This is a genomic window from Chryseobacterium sp. BLS98, from assembly GCF_001045445.1.
Lineage (GTDB): Bacteria > Bacteroidota > Bacteroidia > Flavobacteriales > Weeksellaceae > Chryseobacterium.
Genome location: NZ_LFNF01000005.1, coordinates 512,217 through 531,987, shown reverse-complemented (window position 1 = coordinate 531,987; position 19,771 = coordinate 512,217). Strand labels below are relative to the sequence as shown.

The 19,771-nt window shown below is 40.9% G+C and carries 10 protein-coding genes; 9 read left to right on the top strand and 1 reads right to left on the bottom strand.

What is annotated here, in order from left to right; genetic code table 11:
• Nucleotides 1-60: 60 nt before the first annotated feature.
• From ACM40_RS19735 to ACM40_RS19695, 9 genes are all read left to right on the top strand, one after another.
• Nucleotides 61-2,583, top strand: coding sequence for a glycosyl hydrolase 115 family protein (locus tag ACM40_RS19735; RefSeq protein WP_048504535.1), 2,523 nt, complete (start codon nt 61-63; stop codon nt 2,581-2,583).
• A 125-nt stretch (nt 2,584-2,708) separates the two neighbouring features.
• Entirely contained in the window at nt 2,709-5,447 is a 2,739-nt protein-coding gene (locus tag ACM40_RS19730) for a T9SS type A sorting domain-containing protein (protein ID WP_048504476.1), read from the top strand.
• A gap of 191 nt (nt 5,448-5,638) precedes the next feature.
• The gene (locus ACM40_RS19725; protein WP_048504475.1) at nt 5,639-8,272 is read left to right on the top strand and encodes a glycoside hydrolase family 3 C-terminal domain-containing protein; all 2,634 of its coding nucleotides are present in this window, start codon (nt 5,639-5,641) and stop codon (nt 8,270-8,272) included.
• Nucleotides 8,273-8,338: 66 nt separating this feature from the next.
• Nucleotides 8,339-10,330: an alpha-L-arabinofuranosidase C-terminal domain-containing protein gene (locus ACM40_RS19720; RefSeq protein ID WP_048504474.1), complete on the top strand. Its 1,992-nt coding sequence runs from the start codon at nt 8,339-8,341 to the stop codon at nt 10,328-10,330.
• Nucleotides 10,331-10,458: 128 nt separating this feature from the next.
• On the top strand, nt 10,459-12,159 hold the full coding sequence (locus ACM40_RS19715; RefSeq protein WP_048504473.1) for a ribulokinase: 1,701 nt from the start codon (nt 10,459-10,461) through the stop codon (nt 12,157-12,159).
• 27 nt (nt 12,160-12,186) lie between these two features.
• Nucleotides 12,187-12,897, top strand: coding sequence for an L-ribulose-5-phosphate 4-epimerase (locus tag ACM40_RS19710; RefSeq protein ID WP_048504472.1), 711 nt, complete (start codon nt 12,187-12,189; stop codon nt 12,895-12,897).
• A gap of 39 nt (nt 12,898-12,936) precedes the next feature.
• Nucleotides 12,937-14,433 carry an L-arabinose isomerase gene (gene araA / locus ACM40_RS19705; RefSeq protein ID WP_048504471.1) on the top strand — a complete coding sequence of 499 codons (1,497 nt, stop codon included), beginning with the start codon at nt 12,937-12,939 and terminating at the stop codon, nt 14,431-14,433.
• Nucleotides 14,434-14,461: 28 nt separating this feature from the next.
• The gene (locus ACM40_RS19700) at nt 14,462-15,619 is read left to right on the top strand and encodes an aldose epimerase family protein (RefSeq protein ID WP_048504470.1); all 1,158 of its coding nucleotides are present in this window, start codon (nt 14,462-14,464) and stop codon (nt 15,617-15,619) included.
• A gap of 3 nt (nt 15,620-15,622) precedes the next feature.
• A complete protein-coding gene (locus tag ACM40_RS19695; RefSeq protein WP_048504469.1) occupies nt 15,623-17,350 on the top strand; it encodes a sodium:solute symporter family transporter in 1,728 nt (575 codons plus the stop codon).
• 279 nt (nt 17,351-17,629) lie between these two features.
• Here ACM40_RS19695 and ACM40_RS19690 read toward each other — a convergent pair whose 3' ends face one another.
• Nucleotides 17,630-19,354: an RICIN domain-containing protein gene (locus ACM40_RS19690; RefSeq protein ID WP_048504468.1), complete on the bottom strand. Its 1,725-nt coding sequence runs from the start codon at nt 19,352-19,354 to the stop codon at nt 17,630-17,632.
• Nucleotides 19,355-19,771: the final 417 nt, after the last annotated feature.

Below are 19,771 nucleotides of genomic sequence, written 5' to 3'. Positions count from 1 at the left end.
CCTATAAGGTTTGAATTGAATAAAAAGAATACAAAGTTTTTAAAAATTAAAAAACTGATTATGAATCATCTAAAAATATTTTTTCTTGTCACATTGCTTGGGTTTTCTTTACAGATTACTGCAACAGAGCCCTTCATCAGCACTGAGAAAAAAAACGAAAATATTGTTTTAAAAGAAAAGGCGCTCAATCTTTCGATTTTTACCAATTCCGGAATAGATCAGGGGATTATGAGAGCTGTGAAAAACCTGCAGACTGATTTTCAGAAAGTGACAGGAGAGCAGCCTGTTATTCTTGACCAGGCTTCAGGATTGCAGTCTCCTTTAATTATAATCGGAACTGTCGGGACAAAATCAGTTGTAGATGATTTAATCAGGCAAAATCAGCTTGATGGAAAAGCATTAACATGGAAAAGGGAAAAATATATCATTCAGAATGTCAGCAATCCTTTTCCGGGAGTTTCTGAAGCCATTGTGATTGCGGGAAGTGATAAAAGAGGAACGATCTACGGGATTTATGAAATGTCCCAGCAGATAGGTGTTTCACCATGGTATTACTGGGCAGACGTTCCGGTTGAAAAAAAAGATAATCTATACTTTAAAAAAGGAATTTATACCGATGGTGAGCCTGCTGTAGAGTATCGCGGTATTTTCCTTAACGATGAGGAACCTTCGCTAGGAGGCTGGGCAAGAGCTACATTTGGCGGAGTAAAAAGTAAGTTCTACGAAAAAGTTTTTGAACTGATTCTGCGTCTTAAAGGAAACTATATCTGGCCGGCAATGTGGGGGAAAGCATTCTATGACGATGACGCTCTAAGCGGGCCGTTAGCGAATGAAATGGGTATTGTCATGGGAACTTCTCACCATGAGCCTATGGCTTTGGCACAAACCGACTGGCACAGGTATATCAAAAAAAATAACCTCCCCAATGTCTGGGATTATGCTAAAAATGCGGAAGTTTTACAGAAATTCTGGAAATCAGGCCTCGAAAGAAGCAAAAACTGGGAAAAGCTCGTAACAGTAGGAATGCGAGGCGATGGTGATGAAGCAATGGGAGAGGGAACCAATATTTCCCTGCTGGAAAAAATCGTAAAAGACCAGCGTAAGATCATTGCTGAGGTTACCGGGAAAAAAGCTGAGAAAACACCTCAGGTCTGGGCATTGTATAAAGAAGTTCAGGACTATTATGATAAAGGAATGCGGGTTCCGGATGATGTGATCCTGCTGTTCTGTGATGATAACTGGGGGAATGTAAGAAAGCTTCCGGATCTTTCGAAACCTTTGCATAAAGGAGGCTATGGAATCTATTACCACTTCGATTATGTAGGCGGACCGAGAAACTCCAAATGGATCAACATCAGTCCTATCCAGAGAGTCTGGGAACAGATGAATCTTTCTTATGAACACAAGGTGGATAAGCTTTGGGTAGTGAATGTAGGAGATTTAAAACCCATGGAATTTCCGATCAGCTTTTTCCTGGAAATGGCCTGGAATCCAAAGCAGTTTAACGCTAAAAACCTTTTGGAATATACTGAGAAATGGGCTGCTCAGCAGTTCGATACAAAACACGCCGGAGAAATTGCCAGGATGATTAATCTCTATTCCAAATACAACAAAAGGGTAACACCCGAGACTCTTGACAGCAAAACGTACAGCCTGGAAAATTATCATGAATTTGAAACGGTTTTAAATGATTACAGGGCTCTGGCAGTAGAAGCCTTACGTTTAAAAGAGCAGATTCCTGCTGAATACCAGGATGCTTATTATCAGCTGGTTCTTTATCCTATCGATGCATGCAGCAATTTGTATGAAATGTACTATGCAGTAGCAAAAAACAGGGAACTGGCAGCAAAAAAAGATCCGGAAGCCAATTTCTACGCGGATAAAGTGAAGGCATGTTTTGAAAGAAACGCCTATCTGGACCATCAATACAATAATGTGATCGCCGGAGGGAAATGGAAACATATGATGGATCAGATGAGGATTGGGTACAAAAGCTGGGCAGACGGGAAAGAAAATATAATGCCCGAAGTCACCTATATTTCCGAAGCTGAGGTTCCCAAAGAAAAAGTATTTCAGGAGAAAGAGGGTTATGTGTCCATAGAAGCAGAAAACTTTGCAAGGCAGCAGCAATCAGACAGAATCCATTGGGAAGTGATTCCAGATTTCGGAAAAACAAAATCCGGAGTAACAACATTTCCGCAGAATGCCTATCCAAAAATTGATGAAAATATCTGGCTGGAATATGATATTAACTTTGAATCCAAAGGGGAATTTGAGGTTGAACTTCTTTTAGCACCTACCTTAAATTTTAATCACAATAAAGGGCTCCGGTACGAAATTTCGTTTGATGATCAGCCTGCACAGGTTGTGAATTTCAATGGCCATTATAAAGGAGAATTGGGAAAATGGCAGTCTGAACATATTATTAAATCAGTTACCAAACATTCGGTTCCGCAGTCAGGAAAACATACTTTACGGTTTAGGGTGCTCGAGCCCGGAATTGTCCTGGAAAAAATACTGATCAACACCGGAGGTTTAAAACCTTCTTACCTGGGCGCCCCGGAAAGTGAAATGCTTCACTAAATGACCAAATACTTATCACAAACAACACTTTAATTATGAAGCACTAATCTTAACTCATCAATCTGAAATACAGTTTTATTTCAATTATTTACACTCAAAATTACAAATATTTAAACCAAAATATTATGAAAAAACTTTTAACCCTTGTTACCATTCATTCTATATGTTTGTTTTTCAGCTGTATGCTATACGGACAGCTTACTACCGTAAAAATTGATAAGAATATTCCTTATCAGAAAATAAAAGGATTCGGGGGATTTGTCTGTAGTCCTCAGTTTGCTTATAATCATATGACAACATCAGAGATTCAGACACTTTGGGGAGCTTCCAGTGAAGGCGGATATAATATTATGAGACTTTATATTCCCGAAAACAGCAACAACTGGAGTTCTGTACTGGCTACAGCGCAGCTTGCCAAATCAATGGGGCTCACTATTTTTGCCAGCCCGTGGACTATGCCTGCAGCCTGGAAAACCAACAATCATGTCAATGCTGTGTATACGGATGCCAACGGAGTACAGCAGATAGGCTATTTAAAGCCGGAAAATTATCAGGATTATGCGCTTTACCTTAACAGTTTTGTTACCTATCTTCAGAGCAATGGAGTAGAGCTTGATTATATTTCCATTCAAAACGAACCGGATGAAATGGCCCAGTATCAGGGATGTATCTGGACACCTGCACAAATTACCAATTTTATCAAGAATTACGGACAGCTCATCAACTGTAAAGTGATTGCCCCGGAAAGCGTTGGATTTACGGATAATTTTGCCAGTGCTTTGCTGGATCCTGCAGCAATGGCTAATTTTGAAGTGTATGGTGGCCATCAGTATGGACTCATCCAGTCTACCTACAAACAATTCCAGAATTATAATAAAGAAATCTGGCAGACAGAATATCTGATCAACTGGAACTCTTCATCTACCCAGCCGGCACGAGATTTCAGCTGGAATACAGATGCATTTACTTTTGCCAGCAGCGTCAACAATGCATTATTGGGAAATATCAATGCATGGATCCATTATTCTGCCAAAAGGTATTATGGCTTAATGGGTGACGGAACCTATGGAACTACTTCAGGCGTAATGACCAAAAGAGGCTATATCCTTTCACATTATGCCAAGTACACCACAGGAAAAACAAGAATAGAAGCGAAATGGGATGACAAAACCGGTGTTTTACAAGGTTCTTCCTATATTTCCCAGGATGGTAATCAGGTGGTTCTTATGGTCATCAACCCTTCTCAGAATACGTATAGCCTGAAGGTTGACCTGCCTTTCTACACGACTTCAGGAACAAAAATCCTGACCAATACACAATCCAATATGGTCACCACACCTATTTCTTTGAGTACAGCAACATTCCGGCCTACTGCTGATATCAGCCCTTCCAGTGTCATGACTTTTGTTTTTAATAAAAGCAGCGACAGACCTGCTTCTTTAATGACCGGAGGCGATATTCATTATAATAAAATTGAGACACAGACGGCCACCAGTGCAGCATTTGGTACAGGATTCAATATCAGTAACACAACGATGACGTTCTCCAATCCAAGTCCTCTTATCAGCAATAATATGACAGCGGCTAACGGATATCTTCAGCTTAATGACAGGTACAACAAGCTTATCCTGCATGTAAACAGCTATACAACAGCGGGACAAAGCTATTCGGACAATACAACCTTGTACTATATCAACAGCCAGGGCGTAACAAAATCGTATAATTATGGGAAGATTAATTTTCCGCAGGGAGGAAATTTTGATATCACATTCGATATTTCAAGACAGGTTCTTACAGACGGCTGCAAAGGAATTTTAGGACTGAGAAATTCCAACTACAGTTCTGTACTTACCCTTAATCTCGGAGATGTTTATTTCAATGTGGGAAATGAAGTTGCTTCCAAATTCGGAGGAACCTATTCCGCAAGTGACAGCTATCTGATGGATGCATTGGAAAACGGTTACTATACCTCAGTAGATTTCAGAACTGCAGCAGGGGTTACTTCCTCCAATAACTGGCAGCCTATGAGTGCCAATACCAACAGTATCTATTATGTGAATTCCAATGTAAGTTCATCTGCCAATAATGTGATTTCAGGTACAGCCTGTTCAAATCTTGTCCTTTCCGGCCAGGGTATGGATTTTCAGGTGCCGTTTAATTTTACTGCAAATACTGCTTCTTACAGCCGTACATTTAATGGCTACGATGTGCTGATCCTGCCATTTCAGGCCAATATACCATCTGGAGTTACTGCTTATATGATGTCACCCGGAGCAGGCAATATCACCTGTACCGCAATTTCAAACGGGATCATTCCTGCGAATACTCCGGTCATCATCAATGCAACAGGAAATATTACTTTCAACGGCTCAGGAAATGTTTCCACACCTAAAGCGATCACGATCAATCAGATGAATGGAGCTTATCAGAGCATCAAAGTTCCGGCCAATGCCTATGTTTTAAAAACAGAAAACGGAGTAACAGGCTTCTATAAAGTAACTGCCGGAAGTGAGCCTGCAATAGGTTCTTTCAAAGCCTATCTTACAGAAGAAAATACCTATTCTGCCAACGTTCTTCCTTTAAGTTTTGGAACTTTAAGTGTCAGAAACATTTTTGCTGAAGCTAAAAAAGAGCAAGTTAAAATATATCCGAATCCTGTAAAAGCAGATCTTTTTATTGATTCTGATTTTTCGGAAGCAACTGCTACCATTTTTGATGGAAGAGGAAGTGTGATCAGGTCAGGATTGAAAATAAATTCAGGGAAAAATCATATCAATGTGGGAGATTTCCCGGCCGGTATTTATTTTATTGAGGTTACTCATAAAAATAATGCGGTGGTAAAACAAAAATTTGTCAAAGAGTAAACTGAATCCAAAGCCGGCATAAGACTAGCTTATGCCGGCTTTATCAATATCCAACAATGATGGATTAAAAATAAAGATTGAAACAGATAAGCATAAAAAATAGACAGAGTCATCTGTGAAAATCCGTGGTTAGAAATTATTAACCGCAAAAGCCACAAAGTTTTTAGGACTTTATTGAAACCATACTATTTATGAAAAGACTTATATTAACCCTATATGCAACACTGGCTGCATCTTTATTATTTGCTCAGAGCCATTATAAATACCCGTTCAGGAATCCGGATCTTCCGGTTAATGAAAGAATAGAAAACCTTCTTTCTTTACTGACAACAGAAGAAAAGATAGGAATGATGATGGATAACTCCCAGGCAGTTCCCCGTCTGGAAATTCCTGCCTACGGATGGTGGAATGAAGCACTTCACGGGGTGGCAAGAGCAGGTACGGCTACTGTTTTTCCTCAGGCAATCGGGATGGCAGCCACATGGGATGTTCCGGAACATTTTAAAACGTTTGAAATGATTTCTGATGAAGCACGGGCAAAATACAACAGGTCTTTTGATGAAGCTCAAAAAACAGGACGATACGAAGGGCTGACCTTCTGGACACCCAACATCAATATTTTCCGCGACCCGAGATGGGGAAGAGGCCAGGAAACCTATGGTGAAGACCCTTATCTTACCTCTGTCCTGGGCGTTGCAGCAGTAAAAGGCCTGCAGGGAAATGATCCCAGATATTTTAAGACCCATGCCTGTGCCAAACATTTTGCAGTACACAGCGGACCGGAATGGAACCGCCATTCCTATAATGCAGAAATTTCAAAAAGAGATCTGTATGAAACCTATCTGCCCGCTTTCAAAGCGTTGGTTCAGGAGGGAAATGTAAGAGAAGTAATGTGTGCCTACAATGCTTTTGACGGCCAGCCGTGTTGTGCAAACAATACTTTACTTACAGAAATTCTCCGTGGAAAATGGAAGTATGACGGAATGGTAGTCTCAGACTGCTGGGCACTGGCCGATTTCTTTCAGAAAAAATACCACGGCACCCATCCTGACGAAAAAACAACCGCAGCAGATGCCCTGAAACATTCCACGGATCTGGAATGTGGAGATACTTATAACAATCTGAATAAATCTCTGGCCAGCGGACTGATTACCGAAAAGGATATCGATGCATCAATGCGCAGAATCCTGAAAGGCTGGTTTGAGCTGGGAATGCTTGATCCGAAATCTTCCGTTCACTGGAATACCATTCCGTATTCTGTAGTCGATTCTGAAGAACATAAAAAGCAGGCACTGAAAATGGCACAAAAATCAATCGTGCTGATGAAAAACGAAAAGAATATTCTGCCTCTCAGCAGAAGTATTAAAAAAATTGCCGTTGTAGGACCAAATGCTGATGACGGATTGATGCAGTTAGGAAACTATAACGGAACCCCTTCTTCCATTGTAACGATTTTAGAAGGAATCAAAACCAAATTCCCAAATGCTGAAATTATCTACGAAAAAGGAAGCGACGTAACAGATCCTTCGTCCAGAACCTCACTCTATCAGAATTTCATCAGTCAGAAAAACGGCGCGAAAGGAATGAAAGTAACGTTTTTTAATAACAATGAATTCAAAGGCCAGCCGGCTAATGTTTCCGTAAATTCAACCACTATCAGTTACAACAGTTTTGGAGGAACCCAGTTGGCACCCAATGTAGGAAGAGAAAATACCTCAGCTATGATTTCAGGGATTTTTAAAAGTACCTATACAGGAGAGGTTGTGTTTTCTGCTTCCACTTCTGATATCTATACACTTTTCGTGGACGGAAAAGAAATCGCAACAAGGAAAGGGCCTGATGCAAGACATCCTTCAGAGTTTCCTGTAAAAATGGAAAAAGGAAAAGAATACCAGATAGAACTGCGTCATACACAAAAAGGAAAATATGTAAGCATCAGCTTTGAGGTCTACAGAAAAGACCCTGTTAATTTTGCTTCGGTGAGAGAAAAGGTGAAAAATGCAGACGTTATTGTTTTTGCAGGCGGACTTTCACCAAGTCTGGAAGGTGAAGAAATGATGGTGAATGCAGAAGGCTTCAGAGGAGGTGACAAAACTTCGATTGCCCTTCCTAAAGTTCAGCGGGACCTGTTGGCGGAGCTGAGAAAAACCGGAAAACCTGTTGTTTTTGTTCTTTGTACCGGAAGCGCTCTGGGATTGGAACAGGATGAGAAAAATTATGATGCTTTATTGAATGCTTGGTATGGCGGACAATCCGGAGGAACTGCTGTAGCAGATGTTTTGGCAGGCGATTATAATCCTTCCGGAAAATTACCCGTTACCTTTTATAAAAATATTGAACAGCTGGACAATTCCCTTTCAAAGACAAGCAAACATCAGGGATTTGAGAATTATGATATGCAGGGAAGAACATACCGTTATATGACGGAAAAACCTCTTTATCCGTTCGGGCACGGTCTGAGTTATTCAAACTTTGTTTACGGAGATTCAAAACTGAGTAAAAATACGATCAGTACCAACGAAAACGTTACAATTACAGTTCCCGTAACCAATGTTTCAGAAAGGGATGGTGAAGAAGTCGTTCAGGTCTATATCAAAAGAAATAATGATGCCCAGGCACCGGTAAAAACTTTAAGAGCTTTTGAAAGAACTTTGATTACATCTAAAGAAACAAAAAATATTCAGCTGACACTTTCCAAAGACTCATTTGCCTTCTATGATGAAAAAGCAGATGATCTGGTTTCAAAACCCGGCGATTATACCATCTTTTACGGAGGAACTTCTGATGATGCGGGGTTGAAAAGTATTCCGTTAAAAGTAAAATAGCAAGATTAATCCAGAACAGAATTGAAACCGTTGCCTTCGGGCTATAGTTTTCAAAATACGATATCTATGACAACAAAAAATAAAATATTTTCCATCGCGATTTCCCTCAGTGCCGCTTTTTTTTCGGCTCAGAATAATACCATCCGTACCTATAATCTGGATCTGAAAGAAAATCCTGCAAATATTAAAATACAACCCACCATGTACGGGATTTTCTTTGAAGACATCAATTTTGCAGCAGATGGCGGATTGTATGCTGAACTGATTAAAAACCGTAGTTTTGAATTTGACGAACCTTTCACAGGATGGAAACAGCCCAATACAAAAACGCTTTCTCCTAACCTGGATTCCGGATTTCTGACCATTTATTCTGATCCTTCCAAATCCAATAAAAATTACGCAAGAATTACCGTTCTGAATAATAAAAATTATCTTCTGGAAAATGAAGGATTCAGGGGAATAGGGCTTCATCAGGGAGAACAATATGATTTCAGCTTTCATCTGGAAAATGTTTCAGGAAATATTTCAGCGGTCAATGTAAGCCTTGTTGATGAAAACGGAAAGGAAATCACTTCCGCCTCTACACTTGTAAGAGGGAAGGAATGGCAGAAATATACAACGGTTTTCAAATCACCGCAAACCGTTGAAAAAGCAAAATTGCGTATCACATTTACCGGAAACGGTATCGTGAACATGGATATGATATCCCTTTTTCCCCAGGATACATGGAAAGGCAGAAAAGGAGGCTTACGAAAAGATCTCGTTCAGAAATTATACGATTTGCAGCCGGGATTTTTACGGTTTCCGGGCGGCTGTATTGTAGAAGGAAGAACTTTGGCAGAACGCTATCAGTGGAAAAAAACAGTAGGAAATGTGGCAGACCGCGAATATCTCATCAATAAATGGAGTACAGGATTTCCGCATCGCCTTACACCGGATTACGGACAGTCTTTCGGATTAGGATTTTTTGAATATTTCCAGCTTTCCGAAGATCTGGGTGCAGAACCCGTTCCTATTCTGAGCTGTGGAATGGCATGCCAGTTCAATACCGCTGAACTGGTAAAAATGGAAGACCTCGATCCTTATGTTCAGGATGTTCAGGACTTGATTGAATTTGCCAACGGAGATCCCAAAACAACAAAATGGGGGAAACTCCGTGCTGAAATGGGGCATTCGAAACCTTTTAATTTAAAATTTATAGGAGTAGGAAATGAACAGTGGGGAGCAGATTATATTGAACGCTACAAAGTGTTTGAAAAAGCCATTCACTCAAAATACCCTGATATTAAGATTATCTCAGGAAGCGGACCGTCACCCGATGGCGAATTCTTTGAATATGGCTGGAAAGAGTTGAAACAGCTTAACGCGCAGATGGTAGATGAGCATTATTACAATTCTCCCGACTGGTTCATGAAAAATGCAGGCAGATATGACCACTATGACCGTTCCGGACCCAAAGTGTTTGCCGGAGAATATGCAGCCCAGTCTGTAGGAGTGGTAAAGCCTGATAATAAGAATAACTGGCTTACAGCCCTTTCAGAAGCGGCTTTTATGACCGGTCTTGAAAGAAATGCAGATGTGATCTATATGACTTCCTATGCACCGCTTTTTGCCCATGCTGATGGCTGGCAGTGGACGCCTGACCTGATCTGGTTCAATAATCTGAAATCTTATGCTACACCAAACTATCATGTTCAGAAATTATTTTCCAACAATAAAGGAACGGATTTGCTGAAAATAGAAAGTAACGGGAAAGCTTTATCAGGGCAGGATAAGTTATACGCTACAGCAGTGAAGAATACAAAAACAAATGAAATTATTATTAAAATGGTCAATACTGATACTCAGGCTAAAACGGTAAATATCAAACTCGGAACTCTGAAACTCGGTAAAAAAATAACCAAAATATTTCTGACTGCACCACAACTTTCCAGTGAAAATAGTTTCGATGCTGAGCCTGTGAAGCCTAAAGAAGAGGTTTCTGAAGCCAAAAATGGTGAAATCTCAGCGGAAATTCCTGCCAATTCTTTAGTGGTTTTAAAAGTGAAAACAATTTAATTAATTGTATTTCATATGGTTATAAAAAATAAGTGTATTTTTTACATTTATTTAAAATAGAATCTTATATTTGTTTTTATCTCATCAGGAGAAATTAAAATCTCAACCATCAAAAACGTTTCACCACCATGAAAAAATATGTTATCGGGCTGGACTATGGTACAGATTCCGTACGGGCTGTCCTTATTGATACAGAAAACGGTTCCGAAGTAACTTCTTCAGTCAGCTATTACCAGAGATGGAAAGAAGGTAAATTTTGTAATCCCTCAGCCAACAGCTTCAGACAGCATCCCTTAGATCATATTGAAGGGTTGGAAAAAACCATTTCAGAAGTAGTAAAAGAAAGTGGGATACCAGCAGAGCAGATCGTTAGTATTTGCATTGATACTACAGGCTCTTCGCCGCTTCCTGTGACAAGTGACGGAACAGCACTGGCACTGGTTTCCGGATTTGAAGAGAATCCGCATGCGATGATGGTTTTATGGAAAGACCACACCGCTATCCGGGAAGCCGAAGAAATCAATACCCTGGCAAGAACCTGGGGTGGGGAAGGTTATACAAAATATGAAGGCGGTATTTACTCTTCAGAATGGTTTTGGGCCAAAATACTACACATCAGCAGAGTGGATGCAGGGGTAAAAAATGCTGCTTATACCTGGATGGAACACTGTGATTATCTGACCTATCTTTTATCAGATCATAAAGACCTGGCAACTTTCAAAAGAAGCCGTTGTGCAGCAGGCCACAAAGCCATGTGGCATGAGTCATGGGGAGGTTTGCCCTCAGTAGAATTTTTAAACAGGCTTGATCCTTCCCTGGGAGAGCTCAGGGGAAGATTATACCGGGAAACTTATACTTCAGACGAAATTGCCGGCCACCTGAATGAAGAATGGGCAGCCAAAACCGGCCTTACAACCAATACCATCATCACTGTTGGAACTTTCGACGCCCATTCAGGGGCAGTGGGAGCAAAAGTGGAAGAAAATACCCTGATCAGAATCATGGGAACTTCCACCTGTGATATCATGGTGGCCTCAGGAGAAACCATTGGAGATACAACAGTAAAAGGAATCTGCGGTCAGGTTGACGGCTCTGTAATTCCCGGATTAATAGGGCTTGAAGCAGGACAGTCTGCCTTTGGAGATGTGCTGGCCTGGTATAAAGACATTCTGATGTGGCCCGTTCACCAGGTTATGATGCATTCCCAAAGTATTTCAGACGAGCAGAAGACTAAGCTCGCAGAAGAAATGGAGGCCGGACTTATCAGAAAATTAACCCTTGAAGCAGAAAAAATTCCTCTTTCAGATGCGGTTCCGGTTGCATTGGACTGGGTAAACGGAAGAAGAACACCGGATGCAGACCAGGAGCTTAAAGCAGCCATAAGCCAGCTTTCTCTGGGAACAAAAGCTCCCCATATTTTCAAAGCTTTGGTGAATGCCATTTGTTTCGGAGCTAAAAAGATCGTTGACCGTTTTGAAGAGGAAGGTGTGAAAATCAACAAAGTGATCGGAATCGGAGGAGTAGCAAGGAAATCGCCGTTTATCATGCAGACACTCGCTAATGTTCTGGATATGCCGATTGTGGTTGCCGCTTCGGACCAGACTCCTGCTTTGGGAGCTGCTGTTTATGCGGCCGTATCAGCAGGGATTTATCCTACCGTTCAGGAAGCAAGCATGAAAATGGGCTCCGCATTTGAAGCGGAATACCAGCCGAAAGCGGAACAAGTACAGCACTACAGAGAATTAATGCAGCAATACCAGAAGCTCGCTGATTTTGTAGAATACAATACCCAACTGAAAAGCAACAGAAAAGAACTTCAGAATTCCTGAATATTAACCTTTTGAATGATACTCAAAATGAATACCTATAAAGAACTCCAAAGAGAATGTTATGAAGCGAATATGCAACTGGATGCGCTGAAGCTGGTGGTCTATACTTTCGGTAATGTGAGTGCTGTAGACCGTGATAAAGGCATTTTTGCCATTAAACCAAGCGGTGTTCCCTACGACATTTTAAAACCGGAAGATATGGTGATTCTGGATTTTGATGCCAATGTCATTGAAGGCAGCCTCAGACCCTCTTCCGATACCAAAACACATGCTTACCTGTACAAAAACTGGGAAAATATCGGTGGGATTTCCCACACTCATGCGATCTATTCCGTGGCGTGGGCACAGGCGCAAATGGATATTCCTGTTTTCGGAACCACCCATGCAGACCATCTTACGACAGATATTCCCTGTGCGCCACCCATGCGTGATGATCTGATCGAAGGAAACTACGAATACAATACAGGAATACAGATTCTGGATTGTTTTAAAGAAAAACAGCTTTCTCCTGAAGAAGTGGAAATGGTCCTGATTGGCAATCATGGCCCTTTCACCTGGGGCAAAAATGCGGAGAAGGCAGTCTACAACAGCAAAGTGCTGGAAACCATTGCCGAAATGGCTTATCTCACCAGGCAGATAAATCCTGATGCAGAACGTCTGAAAGACTCACTCATTAAAAAACACTATGAACGTAAACACGGCAAGAATGCCTACTACGGACAGGAGTTGAAATACTAAACACTTCAACATAAACAACTATTAACGATCAACAAAATTATGTTAACACCTCTCAATACCAAAGAAGTCTGGTTCATCACAGGAAGTCAGCATTTATACGGACCTGAAACACTGACGCAGGTAGCGGACCACTCAAAAAAAATTGGGGAAGAACTTGAAAAATCTTCTTTCATCCCGGTAAAAATCATTGTAAAGCCAACGGTAAAAACTACCGAAGAGATATTTGAAACCATTGCAGCTGCCAATCATGCAGAAAACTGCATAGGTGTGATCACATGGATGCACACCTTTTCACCCGCCAAAATGTGGATCAGAGGATTAAAAATTTTACAGAAACCTCTTTTGCATCTGCATACCCAGTTCAACAGGGATATTCCGTGGTCTACCATGGATATGGACTTTATGAACCTTAATCAGGCCGCTCATGGAGATCGTGAATTTGGTTTTATGGTAAGCAGGCTCCGAAAGAGCAGGAAAGTAGTGGTAGGACACTGGTCAGAAGAAAGAGTTCAGAAGCAGATCGGAGACTGGAGCCGTGTTGCTGCCGGCTGGGACGACTGGCAGGGTGCTAAATTTGTACGTTTCGGGGATAATATGAGATTTGTAGCCGTTACAGATGGTGACAAAGTGGAAGCGGAGACAAAATTCGGTTTTTCAGTTAATACTTGGGGAATTGGTGATCTTGTTGGAGTTATTAATTCAATAGGTGAAGGAGAAATAAAAAGCCTTATCGAGGAATATGAATCTTCATACCATATGGCAGCATCCCTTTTGGAAGGAGGTGCCAACAGAAATTCACTACACACCGCTGCAAAAATTGAATTAGGGCTTGAAAAATTTTTAAAGGATGGAGGATTCAAAGGATTCTCTGATACTTTTGAAGACCTTCACGGGCTGGAGCAGCTGCCGGGAATTGCGGTGCAGCGCCTGATGCAGAAAGGATACGGATTTGCAGGAGAAGGAGACTGGAAAACCGCAGCATTGGTACGTGCCATGAAAACAATGGGGCAGGGTCTTGAAGGAGGAAATGCTTTTATGGAAGATTACACCTATCATTTAGACCCTTCCAATCCATCCATTTTAGGTTCCCACATGCTGGAAGTAGATCCTGTTCTGGCAGCCGGAAAGCCTTCATGTGAAATCCATCCGCTGGGAATCGGTGGAAAAGGAGATCCGGTTCGTCTCGTATTCAATTCCAGAGGAAATATTGATTCTCTGAATGCTGCCCTGATGGATTTTGGAAACCATTTCAGACTGCTGATCAACAAAACCAGAGCATTGGAAATTACAGAAGACTTGCCAAAACTGCCGGTAGCAAGAGTTTTATGGAAACCTCTTCCTGATTTATATACGGCTGCAGAAGCCTGGATACTGGCAGGTGGGGCACACCATACATGTTACAGTGAAAATATTTCAGCAGAGCAGCTGGAAGATTTTGCTGAAATAGCAGGGATTGAATCATTAGTCATTGATGAAGATACCAGAATGCGTGATTTTAAAAATACACTTCGTTGGAATGAAATGTATTATCGTTAATTAATTTTAAAAAAATATGTAAATAATTATGAGAAAAACAATATATAGTGGCATTTTTATTTTATTATTTTTAATTATTTTCGGCTGCAAAAAAGAAAATAATAAACAGGATATTTCAGAAAAAATGGAGAAGATTCATACTTCAGATTATGGAGTTACACCAAAAGGCGATTCTATTAAAAAATACACGTTGACCAATAAAAACGGGATGAAAGTTGAGGTCATCAACTTCGGAGGAATTATCACTTCTTTAACAGCTCCGGACAGAAACGGGAAATACGAGGATGTAGTACTCGGCTTTACGAAACCTGAAGGGTATTTCAATGGCAATCCATATTATTTCGGTGCATTGATCGGAAGATATGGCAACAGAATTGCCAATGCAAAATTCTCACTGGAGGATAAAGCATACGAAATTGATAAAAATGATGGCCCTAACAGTCTTCACGGAGGAAAAGAAGGATTTCATACCAGATTCTGGAATATTGAAGCAGTAAAAGATGCAAAATTTCCGACATTGAAATTATCTTATACCAGTGCAGACGGTGAGGAAGGATATCCGGGGAAATTAACAACAACCGTTTTTTACACGCTTACAGACGACAATGCATTGGAAATTTCATATGAAGCTGAAACAGATAAACCTACAGTGGTAAATCTTACCCAGCATTCTTATTTTAACCTGTCAGGAAACTTCACTAAAACGATTACTGACCATGCACTGCAGATCAATGCAGATCAATTCCTTCCGGTCAATGAAACCCTGATTCCTACCGGTGAGCAGAAAGCAGTGAAAGGAACTCCTTTTGATTTCACGGTTTCAAAACCGATCGGAAAAGATATCAGTGCAGAAGATGATCAGCTGAAAAAGGGAAAAGGGTATGACCATAACTGGATACTGAACGGAAAAGGTCTGAGAAGCATCGCCAAAGTGTATCATCAGGGAACAGGAAGACTGATGGAAGTCTTCACGGATGAACCCGGTGTTCAGTTTTATTCCGGAAATTTTCTTGACGGAAAGTTTGATACCAAAACCGGCGGTAAAAATGAATTCAGAACAGGATTCTGCTTGGAAACACAACATTTCCCGGACTCACCCAACCAGCCTTCTTTTCCTTCCACAGAACTGAAGCCCGGACAGAAATACCAGTCTAAAACCATCTATAAATTCTCCGTTAAAAACTAAACCATGGGAAAATTAGCAACTATTGATATCATCATATTTCTGATCTATTTCGTAGTGGTAGCTTCCTACGGATTATGGATCTATAAAAAGAAAAAATCTGAATCTACAGGAAGTAAGGACTATTTCCTGGCAGAAGGATCTTTGACCTGGTGGGCGATCGGAGCCAGCTTAATCGCTTCCAATATTTCTGCTGAACAGTTTATCGGAATGAGTGGTGAAGGTTTCTTTGTCGGAATTGCTGTTGCCGCTTACGAATGGATTGCTGCCGTTGCACTGATCATCATTGCAGTATGGTTTATACCGATCTATCTTAAAAATAAAATCTATACCATGCCCCAGTTTCTGGAGAGAAGGTATAACAAATCTGTTTCATTGATCATGGCAGTATTCTGGCTGTTTCTATATGTTATCGTGAATCTTACTTCCATTCTCTATCTTGGCGCTCTTGCCATTGATACTTTGTTGGGAGGAGAACATCTTCACGGTATTATGATTGCCCTTTTGCTAATGGCCCTTCTGATCGGTCTTGGAGGAATGAAAGTGATAGGATATACAGATGTTATACAGGTCGCAGTGCTTATTATCGGAGGTTTTGCAACGGTTTATATGGCTTTGCAGATTGTAGACCAGAGAATTAACGGAGCAGCTGTCGGGAATGCTTTGGCAGGATTCAATACCCTGATCAATGAGGCTCCACAGCATTTTAAGCTGATTCTTGAAAAACCGACCACCACAACGACGACTTTGGCAATGCCTCAGAATCTGGAGGTACAAAAATATGTGGTGTTACCAGGTCTGGCCATGTATTTTGCCGGTCAGTGGATTGTTAACCTGAATTATTGGGGTTGTAATCAGTATATTACGCAAAGAGCTTTGGGAGCAGATCTGAAAACGGCACGAACAGGGATTTTATTTGCAGGTTTCCTGAAATTATTCATGCCTGTTATTGTGATGCTTCCCGGGATCGCTGCTTATGTATTATATTCTAAAGGGCATCTTCCGGGATTCAACGGAGTGAAAGACGGAGCATACTCTGCGATATTAGGATTCTTACCAGTAGGCCTGAAAGGATTGGCCATTGCCGCTTTGACGGCAGCCATCGTCGCTTCCCTGGCAGGAAAAGTGAACAGTATCTCAACCATTTTTACCCTGGATATCTATAAGAAATACCTTAAAACAGATGCTACCGAAATCCAGATGGTGAGAACAGGCCGCTGGGTCATTATTATTGCAATGATGGCAGCATTGGCCTTCACTTGGACTGATGTTTTGGGAATTGGAGGAGAAGGCGGATTCACATTTATTCAGAAGTATACAGGCTTTATCAGCCCGGGAGTTTTTGCCATGTTCCTTCTGGGAATGTTTTGGAAAAGAACGACTGGTACAGCGGCTTTGGTAGGGGTTATCTTAGGCTTTGTCCTTGCGATCTTCTTCAACAGCTTTGCCGTAGAAATTTTCGGAAAAGAGACCTGGATGTATACAGCATTCACTTATGAAAAGCTGGAGAATGGAGTAGTACATACCATTACCGAGATCCCTTTCCTGATCAATATGGGATGGTCATTCTTTATCACCATAATCGTGATGATACTGATCAGTCTTGCAGGCCCTAAAATTAACCCTAAAGCCTTTGCCATTGATGCAACAATGTTTAAAGTGGACAACAGAACTTTGGTTTTGATTGTGATGACATTGCTTCTACTGACTGCCTTGTATGTGAGGTTTTGGTAGAATTGAATACATGACAAAAAGTGAATGGTCAATTGTGAATCCGTTTCACTTGTCAATTTTCAGAATTCACCATTGGTTTGCGAAGCAAAATTGACTTTCCATGTAAAAGATAATTTAGTACATGACAAAAGTGAATGGTCAATTGTGAATCCGTTTCACTTGTCAATTTTTAAAAATTCACTATTGACTTGCAAAGCAAAATTGACTCTTCACAAATAATAAAAAATAGGATGCTAAAAGGCATCCTATTTTTATTGATCTTAGATCTTTCTAAGACGCTTAGTTCATCGCTATAAATTTGAACTTGAACAACTGACAGGATGTACCGTAATAATCCCAAAGATGTAAGTTTGAATTACCGTCCATGGTACAGTTGGGGATATCCCAGCCACGCGTGGCATCTACCTTGGATAGGATTTTGTAATAACCATTGGAAGCAGCGACTACCTGCCAGCTCTGTGCATCATTACCATAGTTCTGCCAGAGCCGGATTGAAGTCCCCAGTGTATTGCTGTTGCTGGCCAGGTCAATGCAGCGGTTTGTTGCGCTGGCTTTAGACACAAAACGCCAGTATCCATTGCCTGCGTCAATGGCAACCCATCGCTGTGCAGCAGCGCCATTCCTTGTCCATGGTCTTAATATTGCACCATTGGCGTCTTCTCCTGATTTCAGATCAACCACTTTGTTGGCATCAGTCTGAAATTCGATCTCATAAATACCATTATTAACCAGGCTATTGTTTGTGTTGCAGTTGGCAACGGGGTAGTTGGAGGATGCATATTGCTGAAACCACTGTTTAACCGGGGCAGCGCAGGCTTCCCAATCGTTGTTGTAGGCTGTTCCTGCATTGGGATCGCCTTTGTGGAGGAGATTATCCGGGGCAAGAACATTCCAGCTTACATTGCCGGATTGATCCACGATGTATTTTAAATTGGCACCAAATCCGCTTCCGCCTGCTGTACCGGTGTTACCAATGCCGAAGGTACCATATCCTTGTGGAGCCCAGTCGGTCTCGGTAATGGCGATCGGTGCAATGTCTGCAATCGGTTTAACGTTGACATTCCATGCGTTTTGAAAGGATTGATAGTTGCTGAGACCACCCCAGTAACCGGGATAAATATGAACAGCATAGCCAATATTACCACCCGTGATCTGATTATTAACATAGCCCTGGTAATGTGATTGCCAGCCTGTACCCGGAATCCAGCAAACATTATTGGCTCCGTTGGTACGGATGATATTAACCAATGGCTGAAAGAAGTTTTTGAGTGCTGCAAAATGTTCATTTCCTGTACTGCCCCAATTACCATTTGTTCCCAGGATTTCAACAGGTTCATTAGCTAATTCAAACATCACATTGTCGGCGTTCTTTAATCCGGGATGCTGAGAAAGGAAAGTCCATACGGTCTTGAGATAGCTATGGTACGCATCATTGACCGCAATACGACTTGGGCATACGCCTGGCGGACGTAGGATGACATACATTCCCAGGCTGCGGGCATGGTTGATCAGTGGGATTATCACCTGATCTGTATAAGTAACCAGACGGTTATAATTGAATCTTGAGATATCATTCTCAGGGATAGCCGGTCCGGGATCATTGGTCCAATACGGATCAATATGAAGGCGGATGTAATTGAGATACCAGCCATCGGCAGCGCTGCTGAGCTTGTTCATGATAGCCTTATTATAGTTCAGAGCACCCTGTACATTGTAATTATCCCAGGTACAGTAGCCGGAATTAGCACCATACTGACAGCCGTTGAACCAGGGGCTGGGAGTTATGGCAACACCATGTAAGATAACATTATTGTCGCAGGGATCTTTAAGGTATCTGCCTCCAACATGCAGCATTGGTGTTGCTGCCAATGCTCTTGCGCTGGCGTTGGCACTTGGGTTTTGTTCAGATTCTTCTTGTAAAAACTTTTCTTCCATCCGGGAGCAGCTTGAAAGGATGATTAACAGAAGAGAGGCCAGAAGTAGCCACATTTTGTTTGTTTTCATATTGATATATTTAAAGGTTTAGGTTTTATATTTTAGTAATTAGTTTATTTATTCCCTACCTGCGCATAAATATTGAACAGATAAGAAAATTTTTAATTTTATTGACGCTGGATTTGAAAAAAGGATTGATGTTATATTTTTCTATTAAACTGGCTAAACTTCTTGTTTCCCAAATTTCTTTACCTAATTCTTCATCACTGGTTTCGGTAGAAGAATAGAACTCTTTCTATTCAGTTTCGAATTTGAACCTTTTTCTCTTTTTGGTTTTTCCATACATAAAAATATGGGATTGTTAAAATTGAATTACTATTAAATATGGTTATTAGTTTTATATAAAAATAAATAATTTATTAAATATAAATCAATATTTTATTAAAAATTAACAAAATATTACATATCATAAATAGGGTTATAAAC

What these genes read in the sequence shown, in the direction of transcription:
- ACM40_RS19710 (WP_048504472.1), top strand. Translation starts at nt 12,187, where the DNA reads ATGAATACCTATAAAGAACTCCAAAGAGAATGTTATGAAGCGAATATG.
- ACM40_RS19690 (WP_048504468.1), bottom strand. Translation starts at nt 19,354, where the DNA reads ATGAAAACAAACAAAATGTGGCTACTTCTGGCCTCTCTTCTGTTAATC.
- ACM40_RS19695 (WP_048504469.1), top strand. Translation starts at nt 15,623, where the DNA reads ATGGGAAAATTAGCAACTATTGATATCATCATATTTCTGATCTATTTC.
- ACM40_RS19735 (WP_048504535.1), top strand. Translation starts at nt 61, where the DNA reads ATGAATCATCTAAAAATATTTTTTCTTGTCACATTGCTTGGGTTTTCT.
- ACM40_RS19730 (WP_048504476.1), top strand. Translation starts at nt 2,709, where the DNA reads ATGAAAAAACTTTTAACCCTTGTTACCATTCATTCTATATGTTTGTTT.
- ACM40_RS19720 (WP_048504474.1), top strand. Translation starts at nt 8,339, where the DNA reads ATGACAACAAAAAATAAAATATTTTCCATCGCGATTTCCCTCAGTGCC.
- ACM40_RS19725 (WP_048504475.1), top strand. Translation starts at nt 5,639, where the DNA reads ATGAAAAGACTTATATTAACCCTATATGCAACACTGGCTGCATCTTTA.
- ACM40_RS19700 (WP_048504470.1), top strand. Translation starts at nt 14,462, where the DNA reads ATGAGAAAAACAATATATAGTGGCATTTTTATTTTATTATTTTTAATT.
- ACM40_RS19715 (WP_048504473.1), top strand. Translation starts at nt 10,459, where the DNA reads ATGAAAAAATATGTTATCGGGCTGGACTATGGTACAGATTCCGTACGG.
- araA (WP_048504471.1), top strand. Translation starts at nt 12,937, where the DNA reads ATGTTAACACCTCTCAATACCAAAGAAGTCTGGTTCATCACAGGAAGT.